Origin of the sequence: Geothrix sp. PMB-07 (assembly GCF_030758935.1) — a bacterium.
Taxonomy (GTDB): Bacteria; Acidobacteriota; Holophagae; order Holophagales; family Holophagaceae; genus Geothrix.
The window spans coordinates 3,491,721-3,512,387 of sequence record NZ_CP132333.1 but is presented as its reverse complement, the minus strand read 5'-3'; the positions used below and the strand labels follow the sequence as shown (position 1 = coordinate 3,512,387).

The window sequence follows — 20,667 nt, the reverse complement described above, 5'->3', positions numbered from 1 at the left end:
GCACTGTGCCCGGGGTCTGTCCTCCGGGCCGGGTATCCTCAAACCCAGGGAGGTTCCGTGCAGGGCGTGTTCATCACCATCGAGGGCGTGGAGGGGTCGGGCAAGTCCACCCAGTTGCTTCGTCTCTCCGAGCGCTTGCGGCATTTGGAACTGCCCGTGGTGGTGTCGAAAGAGCCCGGCGGCACCGCACTGGGCCGCGAACTGCGACGCCTGCTGTTGGAGCGCCACGCCAGCGGCGAAACCTGGTGTCCCGAGGCGGAACTGCTGCTTTTCTACGCGGACCGCGCCCAGCATCTTGAAACCACCATCCGGCCGGCCCTGGCAGAAGGGAAAATCGTTCTGGTGGATCGCTTTGAGGATTCCACCCGGGCCTACCAGGGCGCCAGCGGCGTGGCTGAATCCTCCATGGATCGCCTCAATGAGCTGGTGCTGCGCGGCCTGCGGCCCCACCTCACCGTGATGCTGGACATGGATCCCGAGGCCTCGCTGCAGCGCGTGGAAGTGCGCAACCTGGCCCTGGGCGCCGAATTCGCGGAAACGCGCTTTGATGAAGCCGAGCTGGAATTCCACCGGCGGGTGCGCAACCGCTTCCTGGCCATCGCCCAGAACCACCCCAACCGCGTGGCCCTCATCCCCGCCCGGGATCCCGTGGACCAGGTGGAAGCCGTCATCTGGCAGCGGGTGGCGCCGCTCCTGCGCAGCGCTGGCTTCGGGGTCGACTGATGTACTCACCCGACATCGCGGGCCACCAGGCCATCCGTGAGCGCCTGCTGGATCGCCTGAACGGCGGCCGCATCCGCGGTTCCCTGCTGTTCACGGGGCCCGAGGGCATCGGCAAGCGCCGCGTGGCGCTGGAGCTGGCCCAGCGGGAGATCTGCCTGCGACGCAGCGCCTGCGGGCAATGCGAAGGCTGCCGGTTGTTCACGGGGGAGGATCTGCCCTTCGAGTTGCCGAACCTGCTGCGCATCACGCCGGAGGGCAAGGCCGGCGTCATCCGCATCGATCAGATCCGCGAAGGGCTCGATTCCAACAACCAGCCGCGCTTCAGCCGAGGTGTCATCGAGTGGGCGGCCCTGGCGCCGGCTTTGGGCTGCCACCGCTGGATCCTGGTGGAGGAAGCCCACCGGCTCAACGAATCCAGCGGCAACATCCTGCTGAAGACGCTGGAGGAGCCCCCGGCGGACACCCACTTCATCCTGGTCACCCACCGGCCCGAAGCCCTGCTGCAGACCATCCGCAGCCGCTGTGAGCGCATCCCCTTCGCGCCCCTGGCCCCTCGGGAAGCCTGGGCCGTGGCCCAGCGGCAGGGCTGGCAGGACGAGGATCATGACCGCTGGACCGCCCTGGGTGAGGGCAGCCTGCGCTTTCTCGACGAAGCTGCCTTCCGTCGCGCTGAAGCCCAGGTGGAGGCCTGGATCGCCCTGCTGAGCGGCCGTCCCTTTGCTGAGTGGGCCGAGCCTCTGCTGCCTGAAAAGGATTCCCCCCTGGCCCAGGGCGAGCAGTTGCGCCAGCCCCTGGAGCTGCTGCTGCGCCTGCTGGCGGACCTGGCTCGGCTGCGGGCGGGCGAAAGCCCAGCCCTGGCGCCCTGGCGCGAGGAGCTGACGCCCTTGGCCACGCCCGGCCGGGATCTGAAGGCGCCGCAGGAAGCGGTGCTGCAGGCCCTGCGGCACCTGCCGAGAAACCTCAGCCCCGAGCCGCTGCTGCGGGAAGTGGCTCTGGCCCTCGGATCGTGACGGCCATCACCCATCGGGGCCTGGGCCCCGGGCTAGAATGGGTTCAGGAGTTTTGACTCCTAAACCGGAGATCACCATGTCTGAACCTCTCTACGGCCACGACCTGCTGAGCCTGCTGGTGGAGAAGGGTGGGACCTGCGCCTTGGATGAGCTGCGGACCCTGTCGGTCGCCGCCCATGGCCCTGCGGCCATCTACTGCAACTGCCACGGCGACAGCTTCGACTTCGATGGCGTCATCGCCTTCCTGGGCAGCAAGGGCAAAGTCCGCGTGGCGGATGGCACGGTGAGCCTGGGCATGGCTCCGGCCTGTCAGCACTGAGGCTGCCAGCATTGAGCCCGGCCAGTGAGCAGGGTCTGCGCAGGGGTCGGCCGATGGCCTAGACTGATGAGATGAAACTGCTGCGCATCAACCACCTGGGCATCGCCGCCAGCGGCCTCGACGAGGCCATGGCCCGCATGGCGAAGCTCTTCGACATGGCCCCCGATCACACCGAAGACGTGCCCGAGCAAAAGGTGAAGACGGCCTTCTTCCCCGTGGGCGAAAGCACCTTGGAATACCTGGAGAGCACGGACCCTGAAGGCCCCGTGGGCAAGTTCCTCGCGAAGCGCGGCCCCGGCATCCACCATGTCTGCTTCGAGGTGGATGACATCGACACCGCCGTGGCGGGCTTGCTGGCCAAGGGGGTGCGCATGATCGACCAGGCCCCGAGGAGCGGCGCCCATGGCTGCCGCGTGGCCTTCATCCACCCAGCGGAAACCGGTGGTGTGCTGATGGAACTGAGTCAGGGATCCGGGACCACGCCTGCCCATGGGTGAAGCCCACCGGCCCGGGAGCCCCTGTTGAACCGGGCCTTCATGAAGGATCCGGACGACGCGGGGCGACCGGAAGAGGTGCCTGAACGCCCGCAGAGTCCCCACCCGAACTATGTGACGCCGACTGGGCTCAGGCAGCTGGAGCTGCTGGCCGCGGACCTTTCCGCTCGCCGCGACCGCCTGCGCGAGGATGGGAAGCTCGCCGATCCGCAGGCGTTGGCGACGGTGCAGCGGGACCTGCGCTGGGTGGAGGGGCGGCTCCAGCGGGCCATCCGGGTGGAGCCCGCTGCCCAGTCGCCCGAGCGGGTCGGCTTTGGGATGATCGTGGTGGTCCAGGACGAGGCGGGCCGGATTGAGACCTACTGCATCGTGGGTGAGGATGAGGCCGCCCCCGCGCTGGGGAAGATCAGCTGGGTCTCGCCCCTGGCAGAGGCCCTCCGGCACGCCGAGGTTGGCGACGAGGTGGTGTGGCGGAGGCCAGCCGGCCAGAAGCGGCTGGAGGTGATCGGCATTCGGCCCGGCCCGGCGGAGTGACCGGCTGCCTCGCCGCGTTGGCTGGCAGCGGCCCACGGCAACGCGGTTTTCCCGGGAGATCCGATACCCTTGTAGGCCACGGCACCCGGCCCTTCGGAGGACCTCCATGCGCCACCTGATTGCAACCCGATGGCTGAGCCCAGCGCTGGGCCTGACGCTGGGCATGACGCTGGGAGTGGGCGCACTCCAGGCCCAACCTGTGCAGACGGGATTCCTCGACCGCACCATCACTGCCGAGGGCCGTGAGCGTCGCTACCAGATCTACGTGCCCGCCGATTATTCGGCGGACAAGGCCTGGCCCGTGATCCTCTTCCTCCATGGGGCCGGAGAGCGCGGGGAGGATGGTCGTGAGCAGAGCGCTGTGGGCTTAGGACCGGCCATCCGGAAGAACCCCGCCCGCTTTCCCGCCATCGTGGTGTTTCCCCAGGCCCGCCCGGACACCCAGTGGGTGGGGGCGGAGGCGGATCTGGCCCTGGCCGCTCTCGACAAAACCCTCGGTGAGTACCGCGGCGATCCCAACCGCATTTACCTTACGGGGATGTCCATGGGGGGCCATGGCACCTGGCACCTCGCCTACCGGGAAACCAAGCGGTTTGCGGCGGTGGCGCCCATCTGCGGCTGGATCAAGGGCCGCCCGGGTTCGCCCCTGGGGGCCCCGGCGGTGCCCTTCGACCAAGGCACGGCCTTGCCCACCATGGCGCTGCGGTTGGCCAAGACGCCGGTCTGGATCTTCCACGGCGACCAGGATCCCCTTGTGCCGGTCGGTGCCTCGCGGGAAGCGGCCGAGGCGTTGCGGGCCATTGGCGCTCCGGTGCAGTACACGGAGTACCCGGGCGTTGGCCACAACGCCTGGGATGCGACCTATGGTTCCGCTGCCTTCATCCAGTGGCTCTTCGCGCAGAAGCGGCCCTGAACGAACGCCTCAGGCCATCCAGCCCAGGTAGCCCAGCCACAGGGCCCGGCCGAAGAAGACGATCACCGGGGTGGCCACCGCCAGGAAGCAGCCGAAGGGCAGCATGGTCTGGCCGTTGGAGCGGCGCAGCAGCATGAGGGGGACACCCACGGCGGCGCCCAGGGCCGCTCCGACGAAGAGGATGCCCAGCATGGGGGCCCAGCCCCAGAAGGCGCCCAGCCAGGCCAGCATCTTGAAATCGCCCATGCCCAGGCCGTCGGCCTTGCGGATCCACTTGTAGAGCTGGTTGACGAGGGCCGGCACGCCGTAGCCCACGGTCATCCCGATGAGGCTGGCCTGCCAAGTGACCGCGGGCTCGAAGCCATGGTAGGCCGGGGCGGGCTGCAGGCCGTTGTGGAAGGTCAGGGTTTGAAGGAGGGTGTTCTGGCCAGACCAAACGTTTACCAAGGCCTCGGGCCGGAAGATCTGCGGGAGGGTCAGCAGCACCCCCAGGACCATCAGGGGGAACTGGAGCACATCCGGCAGCATCATTTCCGTGAAATCCGTGAAGAACAGCACGATGAGGGCGAAGCCGCAAACGAGACCCTTGAACCAGATGAGCGTACCGAAGGGAAATACCCAGGGGGAGGCCGCGAAGAGCAGCCCCGTGAGCAGCTCCACCAGGGGGTAGCGGAAGGGGATCTTCCAGCCGCAGGCCGCGCATTTGCCCCGCAGCCACAGCCAGCCAAAGAGCGGGACATTGTGCCAGGGCTTGATCTTCGCCTTGCAGCCGGGGCAGTGGCTGGCCTTGGTGATGACGTTGCGGTCGGCGGGTTCCTCTTGGGGCAGGCGGTGGATCAACACATTGCCGAAAGAGCCCAGCACCAGCCCGAAGGGGGCCAGCAGCAGAGAAACCATCCAGGGGGGCAGGTCGAACAAGGCCATGGCACCACGATAGCGAGGTCTGGGGGGATTCGCGCAGCGAGGAACCCCCGGACGGATCCGAACACGTCAGAATGGAGTGTCCTTCCCTGGAGTGTCCGTGATCCGCACCTTGATTTGCACCCTGGCCCTGGCCTTCCCTGCGGTGGCCCAAGCCCCGGCTGCCACTCCCAATCAGGCACCTGCGCCTGAGGCCACGCCTGCTCCGGTGGCCAAGCCCCGCGTGCAGATCCTGACCAGTTACGGCCCGGTGGTGGTGGAGCTGGAACCGGAACTGGCGCCCAAGACCGTGGCGAACTTCCTCCAGTACGTGCAGGAGGGCTTCTACAAGCGCACCATCTTCCACCGCGTGATTGACGGCTTCATGATCCAAGGTGGCGGCATGACCGAAAACCTGGACGAGAAGCCCACCCACGCGGCCCTCTTCAATGAGGCGCCCCTGACCTTCAAGGCCGGCCTCAAGAACAGCCGCGGCACCATCGCCATGGCCCGCACTGAGAACCCACACAGCGCCTCGTCGCAGTTCTACATCAACCTGGCGGACAACCCCAGCCTGGATCCCCGGGAAGGCGCCGGCGCGGCAGGCTATGGCTACTGCGCCTTCGGCCGCGTGGTGTCGGGCATGGAGGCCGTGGATAAGATCGGCAAGGTGCGCACCGAATGGCGCAGGGGCATGGGCGACATTCCGCAGTTCGCCGTGTTCATCAAGGATGCAGTGCTGCTGTCGGCCCAGTAGCGGCCATGCCCCATCGTCCCTGGCTGAGGCCCTTGCTGATCTGGATCCTGGGGGGCCTGGCCCTGGCCCTGGCGGTGAGCCTGTGCTTTCTGCTCACGCCCTTCATGGGCGGCCGCCGGGCCTTCTGGCTGGTGGCTCCGCGCTACATCCGGCTCACGGCCTGGGCCTTTGGCATCCGCCGGGAGCTGGAGGGGTGGGAGGCGCTGCCCGAGGCCATCCGGGACGGTTCCCAGGCGGCCCTGTTCATCGGCAACCACGCCTCGCTCTTTGATCCGCCCCTGATGATCTCCACGCTGCCATGTCGTCCTGTGTTCATCGCCAAGCGGGAGCTGGCGCGGGTGCCTTTCCTGGGCTGGGTGATCTGGCTGGCGGATTTCATCTTCATCGACCGCGATCAGCGTGGCGCGGCGAAACACAGCCTGGAAAAAGCGGCGGCCCGCATCCGCGAAGGGCAGAGCATCGTGGCCTTCCCTGAAGGCACCCGCAGCCGCGATGGGAAGCTGCTGCCCTTCAAGAAAGGCGTCTTCAACCTGGTGCTCGCCACCGAGGTTCCCGTGGTGCCCTTCGCCATCGAAGGCGGCCTGGACATCCTGCCGAAGCACACGTGGCGCGTGTCTGGAGGGCCCTACCGCATCCGGGTGGGCGAGCCGCTGGACCCCAGCCGCTACGCTGATCGCGATGCGCTGCTGAAGGCCGCCGAGGGCGCCGTGGCCAGCCTGATGGCTAGTTCACGACCTTGATGCGGGGTGCGGGCCCTTGCGGCCGCTGCCGGTCCTTGGGGATGAAAATCGCGCCCAGGATGGAGGCCACCACGCTGGAGACCAGGGCGCCGAAGAACCCCGCCCAGAAGCCGCTCACCGTGAAGTTCAGGCCCAAGCGGCTGGAGAGCGATCCCGCCAGCCAGAAGACCAGGCCGTTGATGACCAGGCTGAAGCAGCCGAAGGAACAGGCCATGGGCACGAAGGCGATGAGTTTGAGGAGGCTGCCGAGGGTGGTGTTCAAGGCCGCGAGGATGACGGCCACCACCAACAGATCAAGGAAGGTGCCGTGGCCCAGGCCGCGGACGAAGGTGCAGGCCACCAGCAGGCCGATGGCGGAAAAGAGGAATCGCAACACGGTGTTCATGCGGGCATGCCGTCCTTTTCGTTGGCCTGGGTGATGACGCTGCCGGGGGGCACGCTGTGGGTGAGCCAAACGTTGCCGCCGATGGCCGAGCCCCGGCCCAGCGTGACCCGGCCCAGGATGGTGGCGTTGGAGTAGATGATGACGTCATCCTCCACCACCGGGTGACGCGGCACGCCCTTGGTGGGGTGGCCCTCCGCATCCAGGGGGAAGCTCTTGGCGCCCAGCGTCACGCCTTGGTACAGGCGCACATTGCGGCCGATGACGCAGGTCTCGCCGATGACCACGCCCGTGCCGTGGTCGATGAAGAAGCGTTCGCCCAGCTGGGCGCCGGGGTGGATGTCGATGCCCGTGAGGCTGTGGGCCTGCTCGGTGATCATGCGGGGCAGCAGGGGCACCCCCAGTTTCAGCAGCTCGTGGGCCAGGCGCTGGCTGGTGATGGCCAGCAGGCCAGGGTAGGAGAAGAGCACTTCCTCGGGGCTCACGGCGGCGGGATCACCCTCGAAACCGGCCTCGATGTCGGTGCCCAGCAGGCGGCGCACCTCCGGCAGGCGGGCGAGGAAGGCGCTGGCCAGTTCGAGGGAGCGCGCCCCGCAGTCGCCGCAGGCGGGATCGGAGGCCATGAGGCCGCGCTGGATCTGATCCGAAAGGCCGTGGCGCACCCGTTCCAACTGGGCCCCCAGGTGGTAGGGCAGGGTTTCCGCCTTCAACTCCGAGGCCCCGAAATAGCCTGGGAAGAGCAGGGCCCGCAGCTCCTCCACCAGGGTTTCCAGTACCGTGCGGGAGGGGAATTTGCGCCGCCCCAGGGGCATTTCGGACAAGGCTGCCGAGGCCTCGGTCAAGGCTTCGACAATGACCTGCAGGTCCGCGGGGGATTCGGAACAGGGTTTCGACATGGGAGAGAGAATACTCCGGTGTCGGCTCAGTAGGTCCAGGTGAGGGCGCAGCCGGTTTCCTTGGCCAGTTTCTCCGCCAAATCAGGATCGTGCTTCAGGCGCAGATCATGACTGGCTTTCACACGGGCCACGAGCCCTTCCTTCGAGCGGTACTCGAAGGTCACGGGCAGGTCCCCCTTATGGCCGGCGAGGATCGTCGCCATGCGAGGCGGGCACTCGCCCGGGGGCAGGCGCACCAGGGCGCCGGTGAAGCCCAGGCCCTGGAAGCCCTCCAAGGGTTCCAGGAGCGTGGCGAAGATCTTTACCACGGTCTGCTCTTCCTCTTCTTCGCCCTCGGCGCCGTTGCCGTTGCCTTGGATCGTCTCCACGCGCAGTTCGCCGGTGATGCGCAGCATGGCCTCGGGCACGGCCAGGTGGCGGAACTTCTCGAAGGGCCGGCCGCCAGGCTTCTTGGTGACGGGGTCCCACTTGCTGGCCATGAGGAGGACTTCCATTTTCCCCGCGAGGTCTTCCACCACGAGGATGGCCCAGGGTTCCCCCTTCTGGTTGGTCTTGAAGGCCACGGTGGACACCATGGCGCCGATGGTCACCTCCTGGCGATCCCGCAGGCGACCGGAGGTGGCGTCTTCGAGCACCTTGGCCAGGGTGCCGTGGGTGTGCACCTGGATGGCGTCGGCGAATTCTTCCAGGGGATGACCGCTCACGAAGAGGCCCAGTACTTCTCGCTCGGCGGCCAGGCGGGTCTTGCGGTCCCAGGGCTCGATGTTCTCGGGTACGCGCCAGTCGTCCTGAAGGGTGGCCATCTCCGCATCGTCGAAGAGGCTGGTCATGCCGCTGTCGTCGCTGCCGCGGGACGCCGCGGAGACGGCGTCGGGGAGACCCTGCAGCAGGGCGGCGCGGTTGGGTTCCAGGCTGTCGAAGGCCCCGGCCTTGATGAGGCATTCCCAGACCTTGCGGTTGGCCTTGGACAGGTCGGTGCTCTTGAGGGCGTGGAAGAGGTCCTTGAAGCGCCCCTCTGCCTGGCGGGCTTCCATGATGGCCTGCAGCGCGGCATCGCCCAGACCCTTCACCGCGGCAAAGCCGAAGCGGATCTGCCGGTCCCCCGTGGCGGTGAAGTCCAGAGCCGATTCGTTGATGTCGGGGCCCAGCACCTCGATGCCGCCTTCGCGGCAGTTCTGCACGTACTTGGCCACGTCGTCGGTGCGGCCGGATTTGGTGGAGAGCAGTCCGGCCATGAACTCCACTTTGAAGTTGGCCTTCAGGTAGCCGGTCTCGTAGGCGACCATGGCGTAGGCGGCGCTGTGGCTCTTGTTGAAGCCGTAGCCTGCGAAGTACTCGATCAAGTCGAACAGCTCGGCCACCTTGGTCTTGTCGTACTTCCGCTCGGCGCCCCGCTCGATGAACTTGGTCTTCTCTTTCGCCATCTTCTCCTTGTCCTTCTTGCCCATGGCGCGGCGCAGCATGTCCGCCTCGCCCAGGGAGTACCCGGCGATGAGGCTGGCGATCTGCATGACCTGTTCCTGGTAGAGGATCACGCCGTAGGTGGGGGCGAGGATGGGCTCCAGATCCGGGAACATGTAGGTCACGGGTTCGCGGCCGTGGCGGCGTTCCACATAGGTGGTGCCCATGCCCGCGCCCAGGGGGCCCGGGCGGAAGAGGGCGTTGAGCGCGATGAGGTCGTCGAAGCGATCCGGCCCCAACTGGCGCAGCAGCTGCTTCATGCCGCCGGACTCGAACTGGAAGACGCCATCGGTATCGCCCGCCGCGAAGAGCTCAAAGGTCTTCTTGTCGTCGAAGGTGCGGATGGTCGTCATGTCCATGGGCTTGCCATGGCGGCGGGTGATCACCTCCTGCGTCTTGGCGATCTGCGTGAGCGTCTCCAGGCCCAGGAAGTCCATCTTCAGCAGGCCCGCCCGCTCGGCCTCCACCATGGTGTACTGCACCATCACCTTCTTATCTTTATCCATGCTCAACGGGGCGAACTGGGTGAGCTCGTCCGGGGCGATGATGACGCCCGCCGCGTGCACGCCGGTGTTGCGGGCCAGGCCCTCGAGGCGTGCGGAGATGTCGAGAATGTTCTTCACCTCGGGATCGCTCTCGTACAGCTCGCGCAGCTTGTCGCTCTTCTCCAGCGCCTCGCCCACGGTGATGGGCTTGCCGGGCTCCTGGGGCACCAGCTTGGTGAGGTTGTTGGCGAAGGCGAAATCCTTCTCGAAGACGCGGGCCACGTCCTTGATGACGGCCTTGGTCTTGAGCTGATTGATGGTGACGATGCTGCTGACCTTGTCCTGGCCGTACTTTTCCGTCACGTAGTCGATGACACGCTGGCGCCCATCGCGGCAGAAGTCGATGTCCACGTCGGGCATGGACACGCGCTCGGGGTTGAGGAAGCGCTCGAAGAGCAGGTCGTACTGCATGGGATCGATGTCGGTGATCTTCATGGACCAGGCCACGATGCTGCCCGCCGCCGAGCCGCGACCCGGGCCCACCGGCACGCCCATCTCGCGGGCCTTCCGGATGAAATCCCAGACCAGCAGGAAGTAGCCGGGGAATCCCATCTTGAGGATCATGTCCAGCTCGAAGGCCAGGCGTTCGCGGTATTTCTCCTCCGCGTGCTTCAGGGCCCCCAGCTGCCACAGAGGCCTGCATTCGGCCAGCCGCTGCTCGAAGGTCTCCTTGGCCACGTGCACGAAGTAGGATTCCAGGTCGTAGCCCTCAGGCACGGGGAAGCGCGGCGTCACGGGCTTGCGCGTGATGGGAAAGAGATCCACCTTCGCGGCGATCTCCAGCGTGCGCTCCAGATACTCGGGGTGATCCGGGAACACCGCCCGCATTTCCTCAGGCGTCTTCACGAAGAACTGGTCGGTGGAGAAGCGCATGCGCCGCTCCTTGGCCTTGGTGGTTTTGGTGCCGATGCAGAGCAGCGTGTCGTGCAGGTCCGCGTCTTCGTGGTTGAGGTAGTGGGCGTCATTGGTGCCCACCAGCGGGATGCCCAGCCGCTCTGCGAGCTGCTGCTGGAAGGGGATGATCTCCTTTTCCTTCTCGAAGCCCTGGTCCTGGATCTCCAGGTAGAAGTCGTCGCCGAATAGGTCACGGAAGTCGCGGGCCACGCGTTCGGCCTGATCCAGCCGGTTCTGGAGGATGCGGGCCTGCACTTCGCCGCCGAGGCAGGCGGAGAGGGCGATGAGGCCCTCGCTGTGTTCGCGGAGAATGTCCTTGTCGATGCGCGGCTTGTAGTAGAAACCTTCCGTGAAGCCCGCAGAGACGAGCTTGGACAGGTTGGCGAACCCCACGGGATTCTTGGCCAGCAGCACCAGGTGGTAGCCTGCGTCGCGGCTGCCACTGGGATCCACGCAGTCTTCCAGGCCCTCTTCACCCGTGGTGTTCTTGGCCTCCAGCTTGCGGTCGAAGCGGGTCTTGGGGGCCACGTACACTTCGCAGCCCAGGATGGGCTTCACAGCCCAGTTGCCTTCGGCATCCTTGGTTTTTTCGCAGGCGTCGAAGAGCTTCATCATCCCGAACATGTTGCCGTGGTCGGTGACGGCCACGGCGGGCATGCCGGAGTTGCGGCACTTCTTCACGAGATCGGGAATGCGCGTGAGGCCGTCGAGAAGGGAATGCTCGGTGTGCAGGTGGAGATGGGCGAAGCTCATCCATCCATTCTCCGATGGATGGGCCGCTTTCGGGCAAGTCCACCAACCTCAGCGCCAGAAACGGAAGGCGGTCAGCGCCGGGAGAGCAGCTGCTCCAGGGTGAGCTGGATGACTTCCTGGGCGGCTCCCGGCTCCAGCCGCGCATGGGGACCCTTGGTGTTGGGGCCCCCGATCTGAATCCAGCGCGTGCGCCGCCGCAGCAAGTCATCCTCCCGCCACACGGCGAGGATGCTCGGTTCCCGGGCCCAGATCAGCACACTGGGATAGGGGCCCTCCCGGGGCGGCACCGTGCCCCATACATGCACATCGGCGCCCCAGCCCTTGAGGAGGTCGTGGATCCGGGTGTGCTCTTCGGGATCGTCCAGCCCCAGACCCACAGTCCAGCCAGAGAGGAAGCCATGGTGGCCGGGCTGCGTATCCTCCTGGCGGAGGTACCAGCCGAGGCGCTCTCCCTGCGGCAGGGGGCGGCTGCTGACTCGGTAGGTGGCGCCGTCGCTGCCAAGCAGGTGGGCTTCCGGCGCGGCTTTGATGCGATCCGCCCAGCTGGGGCCGAACAGGGTGGTCATGGACGCCGAGGGCCGGTCGGTGCGAAAGGCGTGCCCCGGCACCAGACTGCGCCAAACCTCCACTTCGGATTCCACGGTTTGGATACGGGATTCCATGCTGTTCACAGCCAGCCACTGCCAGGAGGTACCGATGGCCATGGCCAGGATCATGAGGCTGAAACCCGAGAGGCGGATTTTGAGATCGAAGAGGCTCAGGGCCACGATCTCCACCACCACGGGCAGGGTGAGGCCCAGGAAGCCCAGGAACAGTCTGCGGCCCATGGGATCCTTGTCCTGCCTGGCCTTCAGGGTCCAGACGATCATCAGGCCGCAGCCGAGGAGGTAGGTCAGGTTGGCGGCATTGTGCAGGACGGAATCCCAGAAGCCCGGGTGGGCCAGCACCAGGTTCCGGATGAAATTCGGCACCATGCCCAGTGCCATCCATGCGGGGAAGGCCGGTGGCACGTGCCTGGGAAAGAGGCTGGTGAGGGCCAGGCAGAGCGCGATGAAGCCAAAGGCCACCAGGAGGCTCTGCACCCGGTCCACCAAATCAGGGTTCATGGTGGGCAGCGTGCCGATGGCCAGGGTGGCGTGGCGGAGTCCCACCAGGAAGCTGGTGATGGAAAGCCAGCCCATCATCTTGTCCCGCCGCGTGAGGGCATCGCTGCCGAAGCTGACGAACAGGGCCGCCAGGGCCCCGGTCTGCAAGGCATCGAGGAAGGGCCAGTCCAGGAGTTGCATGCGGAACTTTCAGGAGGGTGGGAGGATGATGCCGTACAGCCTAATCCATTCGGGGGCCGCCTCGTAGCCGCCTTCATCCTGGAGTTGCCGTGAATATGACCTGGAGGCTCTGTTGATCGCCTTCGAGAACCTGGAAGTACGCTATGCCGCCACGGCAACCCCTGCCTTGAAGGGGCTGACCCTGTCGCTGGAGCGGGGCATCGTGGGGCTGCTGGGGCCCAACGGCGCCGGGAAATCCACCCTTCTGAAGGCCCTGCTGGGCCTGCTGACGCCTTCCCGGGGTTCGGGCCTGGTGTTGGATGTGCCCCTGGGCGGCGCCGAATCCGCGAAGCTGCGCTCCCGCATCGGCTACATGCCCGAGTACGACGCCCTCATCGAAGATGCCTCTGCCTACGAGCAGGTGGCCTTCTGGGGCGAGCTCAGCGGCCTCGCCCCGGAATCGGCCCGGGACCGCGCTCACGAGGTGCTGTATTTCGTGGGGCTGGACGAATCCCGGTACCGGCCCGTGAGCGGTTACTCCACGGGCATGCGCCAGCGGGTGAAGCTGGCCCAGGCCCTGGTCCACAGCCCTGAGCTGATCTTCCTGGACGAGCCCACCAACGGCCTCGATCCCGATGGCCGCCGCCGCATGCTGGACCTGGTGCTGCGCGTCCATGCAGAGCTGGGCACGGGCGTCATCCTGGCCTCTCACCTGCTGGGCGACGTGGAGCGCGTGGCGGACCAGCTGGTGATCCTGGACCAGGGCCAGATCAAGGCTGCGGGCTCCATGGCGGGCCTGCGCAAAGCTCTGGCCAAGCGGGTGGAGCTGCGTTTCCTCGATCCCCTGAACGCGGCCCAGGAAGCAGCGCTGGCCGACCTGGGCGAGGTGCTGGAGGCCCGGAACGGCCTCTACGATCTGGAGCTAATCGAAGCCGATCCTGCGTGCACCTTCCGCTGGGCTCAGGCCCGGGGTGCCACCCTGGTCCAGGTGACGCCCAGGCACGACCGGTTGGACGAAGTGCTGCTGCGGGCCCTTCACGGAAACGGCGCCGCCACGGTTTCGAGCCAGGGAGCCTGAACCCATGCCCATCTACGCCCCCACGCTTCCGCCGGCGCCGGATCTCCACCAGGGCCAGCCGCCCTTCCTGGTCCTCATGCGCTTCGATTTCACCCGCCTCTGGCGGCAGAAGATCGGCCGCTTCTTCAGCTTCGGGTTCCTGCTCCTTCTCCTGGTGAAGGTGGGGTGGATCTACGTGAAATTCCTCCTGCAGACGAACCCTGCCCTCAAGGGTGTGGAGGAACTGGCCCGCACCGTGATCAGCCAGGGGCCGGAATTCCAGGCCAAGCTGCTCGATCCCGCCACTTACCTGCTCTGGTTCCTGGTGGCCCTGGTGGGGGGCGGCCTGGTGGCCCGGGACACGCTCTACCGCGTGCGGCCGCTCATGTATGCCCACCCTGTCTCGCCCAAGGACTACCTGCTCGCCAAACTGGGTTTCGCCTCTCTGCTGCCCTTCCTTGTCCTGCTGCCCTTCGCCATCCTGCCCTGGCTCCTGTCCCTGCTGCTGGCGGGCCTCCACGGCCCCGTGTGGGCGACGGCGCCGCTGCACCTCCTGCCCGCCATGGCCATCAGCTCGGTGCTCATGGGCTCGTTGGCCATAGGGGCTTCCAGCATGGCGTCAACGCCCCGCGCAGGCATCGGCTGGGTGCTGGGCCTGGTGCTGGGATCGAGCACGCTGGCCTCGATGATCCACGGCCTCACGGGCCTCGCCGCGGTGGACGCCCTGAACCCCATCATGCTGGCGGAGGCCTGGCCCCAGCTCCTGGTGGGCATGGAGCATCCACTGGTGGCCTGGCTGCCTGCGATTCTGGGCACGGCTTTCCACATTTCTCTCTGGACCTTCGTGGCCGCCCGGCGCACGCGGCCCTCTGAAGCGGTGATTTGATGATCAGCCTCGACCGCGCCTCCCTGCGTTACGGCCCCATCCTGGGCCTCAGCCCCACCAGTTTTGAGTTGCCTGATGGCGGCGGCATCACGGGCCTGCTGGGGCCCAACGGCGCGGGGAAATCCTCGCTGCTGCAGCTGCTCTCGGGCCTGCTGCCCCCTTCGGGCGGCGATGTGAAGGTCTTCGGCCAGGCCCCCTTCCGCAACCCCGCCGTGCTGGCGCGGATTGGCCTGGTTCCCGAGGGCGACCGCCTGCCCACGGGCCTGCGTGCCGACCGGTGGCTGCGCATGATGGGCGAGTTGTCGGGTCTGTCGGGTGACGCTTTGAATGCGGCCGTGGCCAGCGCCCTGGCCACGGTGGGCATGGCAGACCGCGCGCACCTCACCTTCACGCGCATGTCCAAGGGCATGCGCCAGCGCATCCGCCTGGCGCAGGCGCTCATGCACGGGCCGGAACTGCTCATCCTCGACGAACCCTTCAACGGGCTGGATCCCGAGGCGCGGCTCACGCTCATGGCCCTGCTGCGCAGCCTGGCGGAGAACGGCACCCGCATCCTCGTTTCCAGCCACATCCTGGGTGAGATCGCCCAGCTCACGGACCGCATCCTGTTGCTGTTCCGCGGGCGGCTCCTGGCAGAAGGCTCGGTCACGGAAATCCGCCAGCTGCTGGACCGGCACCCCGTGGAGCTGCGCCTCACGGGCGAGGCCCAGGTGCTGGCCCGCTGGGCGGTGGAGCAGCCGGAACTGGCGGCCCTGCGCGTGGAGGATGGCGCCGTCGTGATTTCCGTGCGCTCGCCCCGGGACATCCTGCCCCGCCTGCAGAAGGCGGCGGCCGAGGGCGGCATTCCGCTGCGGGCGCTGGACCCCCTGGACCTCAACCTCGATGCGGTCTTCCAGTACCTCACGAAGGATCACGCCTGATGTTCTCCGGGGGTTCCTCGCTGCGCGAACACCCCCGGGCCCCCGCGCCCGGATCGGGCGGAGCCCGCTTCGGGCTTTCCTTCTCCGGGGGTTCCACGCTGCGTGAACATCCCCGGGCCCCCGCGTGCTGCGCGGGCAAAGCCCTCACCCGCACGCTCCTCTCTGTGATTTTCGATCTCCGACAGTCTAGGTGGACATCATGACGACCCTTGCCGCACCTTCTCCCCTGGCGACGATCCGTGCCACGGCGCGGGGTTACCTGCCCCGCGTGTTCCAAGGTCGCGGCTGGGTGCTGGCCGCCCTGGTCATGGTGCCCGTGGGGCTCAGCCTCCTCATCTACACCGCGATCCAGATCAAGGGCCCGGGGGACAGCGCACCCCATTCGGGTGAGGTGCTCAAGATCTTCCATGAAGTGCTGGTGAAGATGATGCTGCCCATCATGGCCCTGGTGGCGGCTCCAGCGGGGATTCGCGAGGACATGGAACAGCGCACCCTGCCGCTCATGCTGGTGCGTCCCGCTCCAGCCTGGGCTCTGCCCCTGGGCAAGGGACTGCCCTGGTTCTTCTGGGGCGCCGCCTGGCTCATCCTCGGTACCCTGGGTCTTCAGATCATCGGCGGGGATCCCACCCTGCTGCCTGGCCGTCTGGTGGCGCTGGTGGGCGCCTGGTGGGGTGAATTGGCTCTCATGACCCTGGTGGGCCTGCTCTTCAAGCGGGGAACGCTCTGGGGCGCCCTCTACTTCTTCCTTTGGGAACCGCTGGTGCGGATCTTCCCGCCCATCCTGCAGCGCCTCACCTTCACCCATCACATCGAAAGCCTGGCGGGCAGCCGCGCCGCCGAGGTGCGCACCAGCCAGCTGCTGGCCCAGGAGCAGGTGAGCACCCATCCCGTGCTGGCCTGTCTCGCGCTTCTCGCCTTCGGCGCCCTCTGTTGGGGCCTGGCCGGCTGGAAGCTTCAACGCACGCCACTCGGGTTGGCGGGCAGCGAGGCGGAGGGGTAGGTCGGTCAGGCTTTCCGCCCAGGCACGACTTAAGTCGGGAACGTGAACATCAGGACTTTCGGCCGATGGCCTTGGCTTGGGAAAGAGGCAGATTCACCTCTGATACCGGATGCCCGGTGCCTCGGAGACGCCATGAGTCGCACGCCTGCTGTCCTGATTGGGGTTCTGGGGCTGTTGTTCTTGGGCTGCATGGGCCGCCGCACGGTCTCACCCGTGCAGCCGTCCAGCCCCATCCAGGAAGGTCCCATCTTTCTGGTTTCACCCTTGGATCAGAAGGTGAAGGTGGGGGAATCGGTCACCTTCACCTGCCTTGCCACGGGCGCAGGTGGTTTGATCTACCAGTGGTACCGGAATGATGTGCCCATCCCAGGCGCACAAACTCTGCAATACACGGTGTCTGCCGCCAGCCTGGACGAAGACGGGGCCCGATTCCGGGCCTCCGTGACCAACGGCCATGGCACGGTCTGGAGCTACCCCGCGACGCTGCACGTGCGCATCTGGCTGGCCAACGTGGCGATCAGCGGCCTTCAGGCCCGACTTCCCGAGGGGCCCGCCCTCCTGCCGGGCCACAGCCTGCCGCTGGTGATTTCGGCCACTCAGCCTGCGGGGCCGGTTCTGCTGACGGAAGGGCGGGGCGGAGGGCAGGTGGGATGGGACAACTTCACCTTCCAGGCCACTGGGGTTCAAGTGGATGCTTTCGGAAGCGTATCCCTGCCGGAGGATCCGCGCAGCAGTGACGGAATGCTTCCGCATCTTCATGCCGCAACAGTGGGTCGGGGAGATCTCACCGCCGACCTGGATGTTCCGGTCCGCTACAACGGGGCCTTCATCAGCGATCATTCTGGGAATCCCGGCGCTCCCGGGACTGATGGGTACGATGGCACGTCCGGTTTGTCGGGGAGCATCGGATCCTGTGACCCAGACCATCCCCAGGCCGGGGGCAACGGCTCCGATGGCTGGTCCGGGGGCCCCGGCTGGGACGGCGGCCCCGGCGCCCCTGGGCCCGATCTCCAGGTGTGGGTGGGACTGCGACCTGGCGCCCATCCCCTGCTGCAGGTGAAGGCCGTGAGCCCAGGCCAGACCCGGTATTTCCTCGTGGATCCGGACGGCGGCAGCCTCCTGCTCATCGCCGATGGCGGGCGAGGGGGGCCCGGCGGCCGGGGCGGACGGGGCGGCTCCGGTGGTTCGGGCGGGCATGGGTGTCCGGATGGAAGCAATGGCCAGTCCGGGTCCGACGGCCCCGGTGGGAGTGACGGGCCTGGCGGCCTGGGCGGCTCCATCACCGTTCGGGTGGATCCGGCGGCCAAACCGTATCTCGGCGCCCTGCGCTTTTCCAATAAGGGCGGCATTCCGTTTGGCCAAGACGGACCGCCGGTGACCCTCCAGGTGGAGGCCGTGGGTTCCCTTTGGTGAGCTTCCAACTCAGGTTCATGAACCACCCCCTGTAAACTGATGGGATGGCCGAAACCCCGTTCCAAACCCTGACGCCCGAGGGCACCGAGATCCTGATCGAGCCGCTGCCCCATGTGCGCAGCTGCGCGGTGGGATTCTGGGTGCGGCGGGGGTCCCGCCACGAGGGGCCCGCGGAGGAGGGCCTGGCCCACTTCCTGGAGCACACGGTCTTCAAGGGCACGGAAGCCTATGCCACGCCTGATGAGCTGGCCGCGGCCACGGATCGCCTGGGTGGCCATGTGGACGCCTTCACCGGCAAGGAGGTGGCCTGCTTCTACGGCAAGGTGCTGGCCGACCAGCTGCCTGAGCTGATCCACCTGCTGGGCGACCTGGTGACCGCCCCCCGCTTCGAGCCGGAGGAGCTGGTCCGCGAGCGGGGCGTCATCCTGGAGGAGATCGCCCAGAGCGAAGACCAGCCCGACGACTGGGTGAGCGAACTGTTCTATGGCGGTTTCTGGGAAGGCACCCCCCTGGCCCATCCCATCCTGGGGCTCCGGGACCAGGTGTCGGGCTATGGCCCCGCGGAGGCCCGCGCCTTCTTCGAGCACACCTACCGGGCGCCCAACCTGGTGATCGCCGCCGCCGGCGCCATCGAACCGGGGCCCTTCCTCGAGCTGCTGAAGCCCATCCTGGATCGCCTGCCCAAGGGCACTGCCCACACCCCGGAAGCCCAGGCCAGCACCCGCCCCTTCCTGCTCAACGTGCCCCGCAAGGATCTGCAGCAGGCCAACCTGGTCCTGGGCTTCCCGGCGCCGGGGCATCACTCGCCGGACCGCGCCGCGGCACACCTGCTCAGCCACGTGCTGGGCGGCGGCATGGCCTCGCGCCTCTTCATGGAGCTGCGTGAGCGCCGGGGCCTCTGCTACCAGGTGGGCAGCTACATGAGCCCCTACGCCGACACCGGCGCCCTGCAGATCAGCGCCAGCTGCGCTCCCGCCCAGCTGCGCGAGCTGGTGCAGCGCACCGTTGCAGAGTGCGCCCGCATCCGCGAGGCGGGCGTGGCGGATGACGAGCTGGAGCGCGCCAAGCTCCAAGCCCGCACCAGCCTGGTCTTCAGCCAGGAGAGCAGCAGCAGCCGCATGTTCAGCCTGGCCCACCAGGCCATTCACCTGGGGGAACTGCGCAGCCTCGATCAGCAGATGGCCGAGATCGCCGCGGTGACCACCGCCGATGTGCTGCGGGTGGCCCGGGAACTGCTCGATCCCGCCCAGCTCGGCGTCAGCGCCCTGGGCACAAGGCGCGGCGCGGACATCCGACCGAAGGATCTGGTGGCCTGAGCCTTCAGGGCAGCGCCCTGGCCAGGCGGCCCACGGCCTCCTCCAGCTCCCGCTCATTCAGCGATGAGAAGCCCAGGCGCAGGTTCGGCCGTGCCTGGCCGCGAAAGTCGAAGCGGCGGCCCGTGTAGATGGTGACGCCCTGCCGCTCCGCCCGTTCGGCCCAGCGGTCCGCATCCAGCCCGGGATCCACCTGGAGCCAGAGGCTCATGCCCCCTGGAGGCACTTCGAAGTGCACCACGCCGTGGAGGTGCTTTTCCAGCGAAGCGGCCAGGGTGCCGCGCCGCGCGAGGTAGGTCCGCCGCATTTTCCGGGCATGGCGCTGGAGCAGGCCATCCTCCAGCAGCTCGGCCGCCACCCGCTGGATGGCGTGGTCCCCCTGGCCTTCAGAGGCGGCGCGACGGGCGCCCAGGGCGTTGATGAGTGCCTGCGGACCTGTGAGGAAGCCGATGCGCAGCCCCGGGGCCAGGATCTTCGACAGGGTGCCCAGGTAGATCACCACGCCGCCGGGATCGTTGCTGGCCAGGGGCAGCACCGGCCGGCCCTCATAATGAAACTCGTTGTCGTAGTCGTCTTCCAGCAGGGCGATGCGATGCCGACGGGCCACCTCCAGCAGCCGCAGGCGGCGGGCGGCGTTCATGGTGACCGTGGTGGGGAACTGGTGGTGGGGCGTGAGGTAGATGGCCCGCACCGGGCCTTCCCTCAGCGCGGCTTCCAGGGCCTCGACCCGGAGACCCGCGGCGTCCACGGGCAGGGGCAGCAGGGTCGCTCCCGAGGCCCGCAAGGTGGCCCAGGCGGCGGGATAGCCAGGATCCTCCACGGCCACCCGGTCACCGGGCTTCAGGAGGTTCCGGGCCACGAGATCCAGCGCACCCTGGCTGCCGGAGGCGACCAGCACCTGCTCGGCGCTCACCGAAAGGCCGCGCGTCTCCGATAGCAGGTGTGCGAGGGCGGTGCGCAGGCGCGGCTCGCCCCGGGCATCACCGTAGCCGAGCAATGAGGGCACCTTCAGGGCCCGGCGATAGGCTCGGGCCAGCAGATCCGTTGGTACCAGGCGCAGGTCCGGCAGCCCTCCACCGAACAGCAGGCGATGCGGCGGGGCGTCGCGCAGGCTGAGCCGGGCTGGCGCGGGGTGAGGCATCTCCAGGTCGTAGCCGGGACCCTGCTCACGGCGGCCCCTGCGCGCGGGCGCTTCGGGCAGGTCGGCGGCCACGTGCGTGGCCCTTTGCCCGGTAGTGGTCCAGCCTTCGGCCTCCAGCTCCCGGTAGGCGGCCAGCACGGTGTTCCGATGGACGCCCAGGGTCTGGGCGAGGCTGCGCGAACCGGGCAGGGCATCGCCCGGCTTCAGGCGGCCCCGCCGGATGTCGCTGCGGATGGCCTGGGCGATCTGCTGGAAGAGGGGATCCCGGGCGCCAGCTTCGGAAGGGCCTTGGAGGGCGATGGGGAAGGTCCAGGGGCGCATGGTCTAGTCCAAATTTCAAAAATGGATCTT

General features: G+C 67.5%; 20 protein-coding genes. 14 read left to right on the top strand and 6 right to left on the bottom strand.

The genetic code is table 11. The annotated features are described in order from the left end of the window. The first annotated feature begins 57 nt into the window (after positions 1–57). From tmk to Q9293_RS15225, 6 genes are all read left to right on the top strand, one after another. On the top strand, positions 58–723 hold the full coding sequence (gene tmk, locus Q9293_RS15250; RefSeq protein WP_306248034.1) for a dTMP kinase: 666 nt from the start codon (positions 58–60) through the stop codon (positions 721–723). Beyond that, complete coding sequence (locus tag Q9293_RS15245) at positions 723–1,733, top strand: hypothetical protein (RefSeq protein ID WP_306248032.1); 1,011 nt, start codon at positions 723–725, stop codon at positions 1,731–1,733. Before tmk ends, Q9293_RS15245 begins: the two co-directional genes overlap by 1 nt. A gap of 76 nt (positions 1,734–1,809) precedes the next feature. Next, positions 1,810–2,052: a DUF2492 family protein gene (locus Q9293_RS15240; protein ID WP_306248030.1), complete on the top strand. Its 243-nt coding sequence runs from the start codon at positions 1,810–1,812 to the stop codon at positions 2,050–2,052. Between the two features lie 71 nt (positions 2,053–2,123). Further along, a complete protein-coding gene (gene mce, locus Q9293_RS15235; RefSeq protein WP_306248028.1) occupies positions 2,124–2,549 on the top strand; it encodes a methylmalonyl-CoA epimerase in 426 nt (141 codons plus the stop codon). Positions 2,550–2,573: 24 nt separating this feature from the next. Then, entirely contained in the window at positions 2,574–3,080 is a 507-nt protein-coding gene (locus tag Q9293_RS15230; protein WP_306248026.1) for a GreA/GreB family elongation factor, read from the top strand. 106 nt (positions 3,081–3,186) lie between these two features. Next, positions 3,187–3,993 carry a dienelactone hydrolase family protein gene (locus tag Q9293_RS15225; RefSeq protein ID WP_306248024.1) on the top strand — a complete coding sequence of 269 codons (807 nt, stop codon included), beginning with the start codon at positions 3,187–3,189 and terminating at the stop codon, positions 3,991–3,993. Positions 3,994–4,002: 9 nt separating this feature from the next. Here Q9293_RS15225 and Q9293_RS15220 read toward each other — a convergent pair whose 3' ends face one another. Continuing rightward, entirely contained in the window at positions 4,003–4,917 is a 915-nt protein-coding gene (locus Q9293_RS15220; protein ID WP_306248023.1) for an A24 family peptidase, read from the bottom strand. A gap of 97 nt (positions 4,918–5,014) precedes the next feature. On the opposite strand from Q9293_RS15220, the gene Q9293_RS15215 reads away from it, so the two are divergent. After that, positions 5,015–5,650 carry a peptidylprolyl isomerase gene (locus Q9293_RS15215; protein ID WP_306248021.1) on the top strand — a complete coding sequence of 212 codons (636 nt, stop codon included), beginning with the start codon at positions 5,015–5,017 and terminating at the stop codon, positions 5,648–5,650. A 5-nt stretch (positions 5,651–5,655) separates the two neighbouring features. Beyond that, positions 5,656–6,390, top strand: coding sequence for a 1-acyl-sn-glycerol-3-phosphate acyltransferase (locus tag Q9293_RS15210; protein WP_306248019.1), 735 nt, complete (start codon positions 5,656–5,658; stop codon positions 6,388–6,390). On the opposite strand, the gene Q9293_RS15205 is transcribed toward Q9293_RS15210, so the two are convergent. The 4 genes from Q9293_RS15205 to Q9293_RS15190 form a co-directional block, all read right to left on the bottom strand. Then, on the bottom strand, positions 6,374–6,775 hold the full coding sequence (locus Q9293_RS15205; protein ID WP_306248017.1) for a phage holin family protein: 402 nt from the start codon (positions 6,773–6,775) through the stop codon (positions 6,374–6,376). The two genes, Q9293_RS15210 and Q9293_RS15205, sit on opposite strands and share 17 nt — an antisense overlap. After that, positions 6,772–7,668, bottom strand: a complete 897-nt coding sequence (locus Q9293_RS15200; RefSeq protein WP_306248014.1) for a serine O-acetyltransferase — start codon at positions 7,666–7,668, stop codon at positions 6,772–6,774. The genes Q9293_RS15205 and Q9293_RS15200 overlap by 4 nt, the downstream gene beginning before the upstream one ends. Before the next feature lie 26 nt (positions 7,669–7,694). Further along, on the bottom strand, positions 7,695–11,321 hold the full coding sequence (gene dnaE / locus Q9293_RS15195) for a DNA polymerase III subunit alpha (protein WP_306248012.1): 3,627 nt from the start codon (positions 11,319–11,321) through the stop codon (positions 7,695–7,697). 71 nt (positions 11,322–11,392) lie between these two features. Continuing rightward, a complete protein-coding gene (locus Q9293_RS15190) occupies positions 11,393–12,607 on the bottom strand; it encodes a 7TM diverse intracellular signaling domain-containing protein (protein WP_306248010.1) in 1,215 nt (404 codons plus the stop codon). A 112-nt stretch (positions 12,608–12,719) separates the two neighbouring features. On the opposite strand from Q9293_RS15190, the gene Q9293_RS15185 reads away from it, so the two are divergent. From Q9293_RS15185 to Q9293_RS15160, 6 genes are all read left to right on the top strand, one after another. Continuing rightward, entirely contained in the window at positions 12,720–13,664 is a 945-nt protein-coding gene (locus tag Q9293_RS15185; RefSeq protein WP_306248007.1) for an ABC transporter ATP-binding protein, read from the top strand. Positions 13,665–13,668: 4 nt separating this feature from the next. Then, positions 13,669–14,529, top strand: coding sequence for a hypothetical protein (locus tag Q9293_RS15180; protein WP_306248005.1), 861 nt, complete (start codon positions 13,669–13,671; stop codon positions 14,527–14,529). Then, positions 14,529–15,449 (top strand): ABC transporter ATP-binding protein, encoded by a 921-nt coding sequence (locus tag Q9293_RS15175; RefSeq protein ID WP_306248004.1) that lies wholly within the window; start codon positions 14,529–14,531, stop codon positions 15,447–15,449. Before Q9293_RS15180 ends, Q9293_RS15175 begins: the two co-directional genes overlap by 1 nt. 199 nt (positions 15,450–15,648) lie before the next feature. Then, positions 15,649–16,449, top strand: coding sequence for a hypothetical protein (locus tag Q9293_RS15170; protein ID WP_306248002.1), 801 nt, complete (start codon positions 15,649–15,651; stop codon positions 16,447–16,449). A gap of 132 nt (positions 16,450–16,581) precedes the next feature. Then, entirely contained in the window at positions 16,582–17,862 is a 1,281-nt protein-coding gene (locus Q9293_RS15165) for an immunoglobulin domain-containing protein (protein ID WP_306248000.1), read from the top strand. A gap of 44 nt (positions 17,863–17,906) precedes the next feature. Continuing rightward, positions 17,907–19,178, top strand: a complete 1,272-nt coding sequence (locus Q9293_RS15160) for a pitrilysin family protein (RefSeq protein ID WP_306247998.1) — start codon at positions 17,907–17,909, stop codon at positions 19,176–19,178. A 4-nt stretch (positions 19,179–19,182) separates the two neighbouring features. On the opposite strand, the gene Q9293_RS15155 is transcribed toward Q9293_RS15160, so the two are convergent. Next, a complete protein-coding gene (locus Q9293_RS15155; RefSeq protein WP_306247996.1) occupies positions 19,183–20,637 on the bottom strand; it encodes a PLP-dependent aminotransferase family protein in 1,455 nt (484 codons plus the stop codon). Positions 20,638–20,667: the final 30 nt, after the last annotated feature.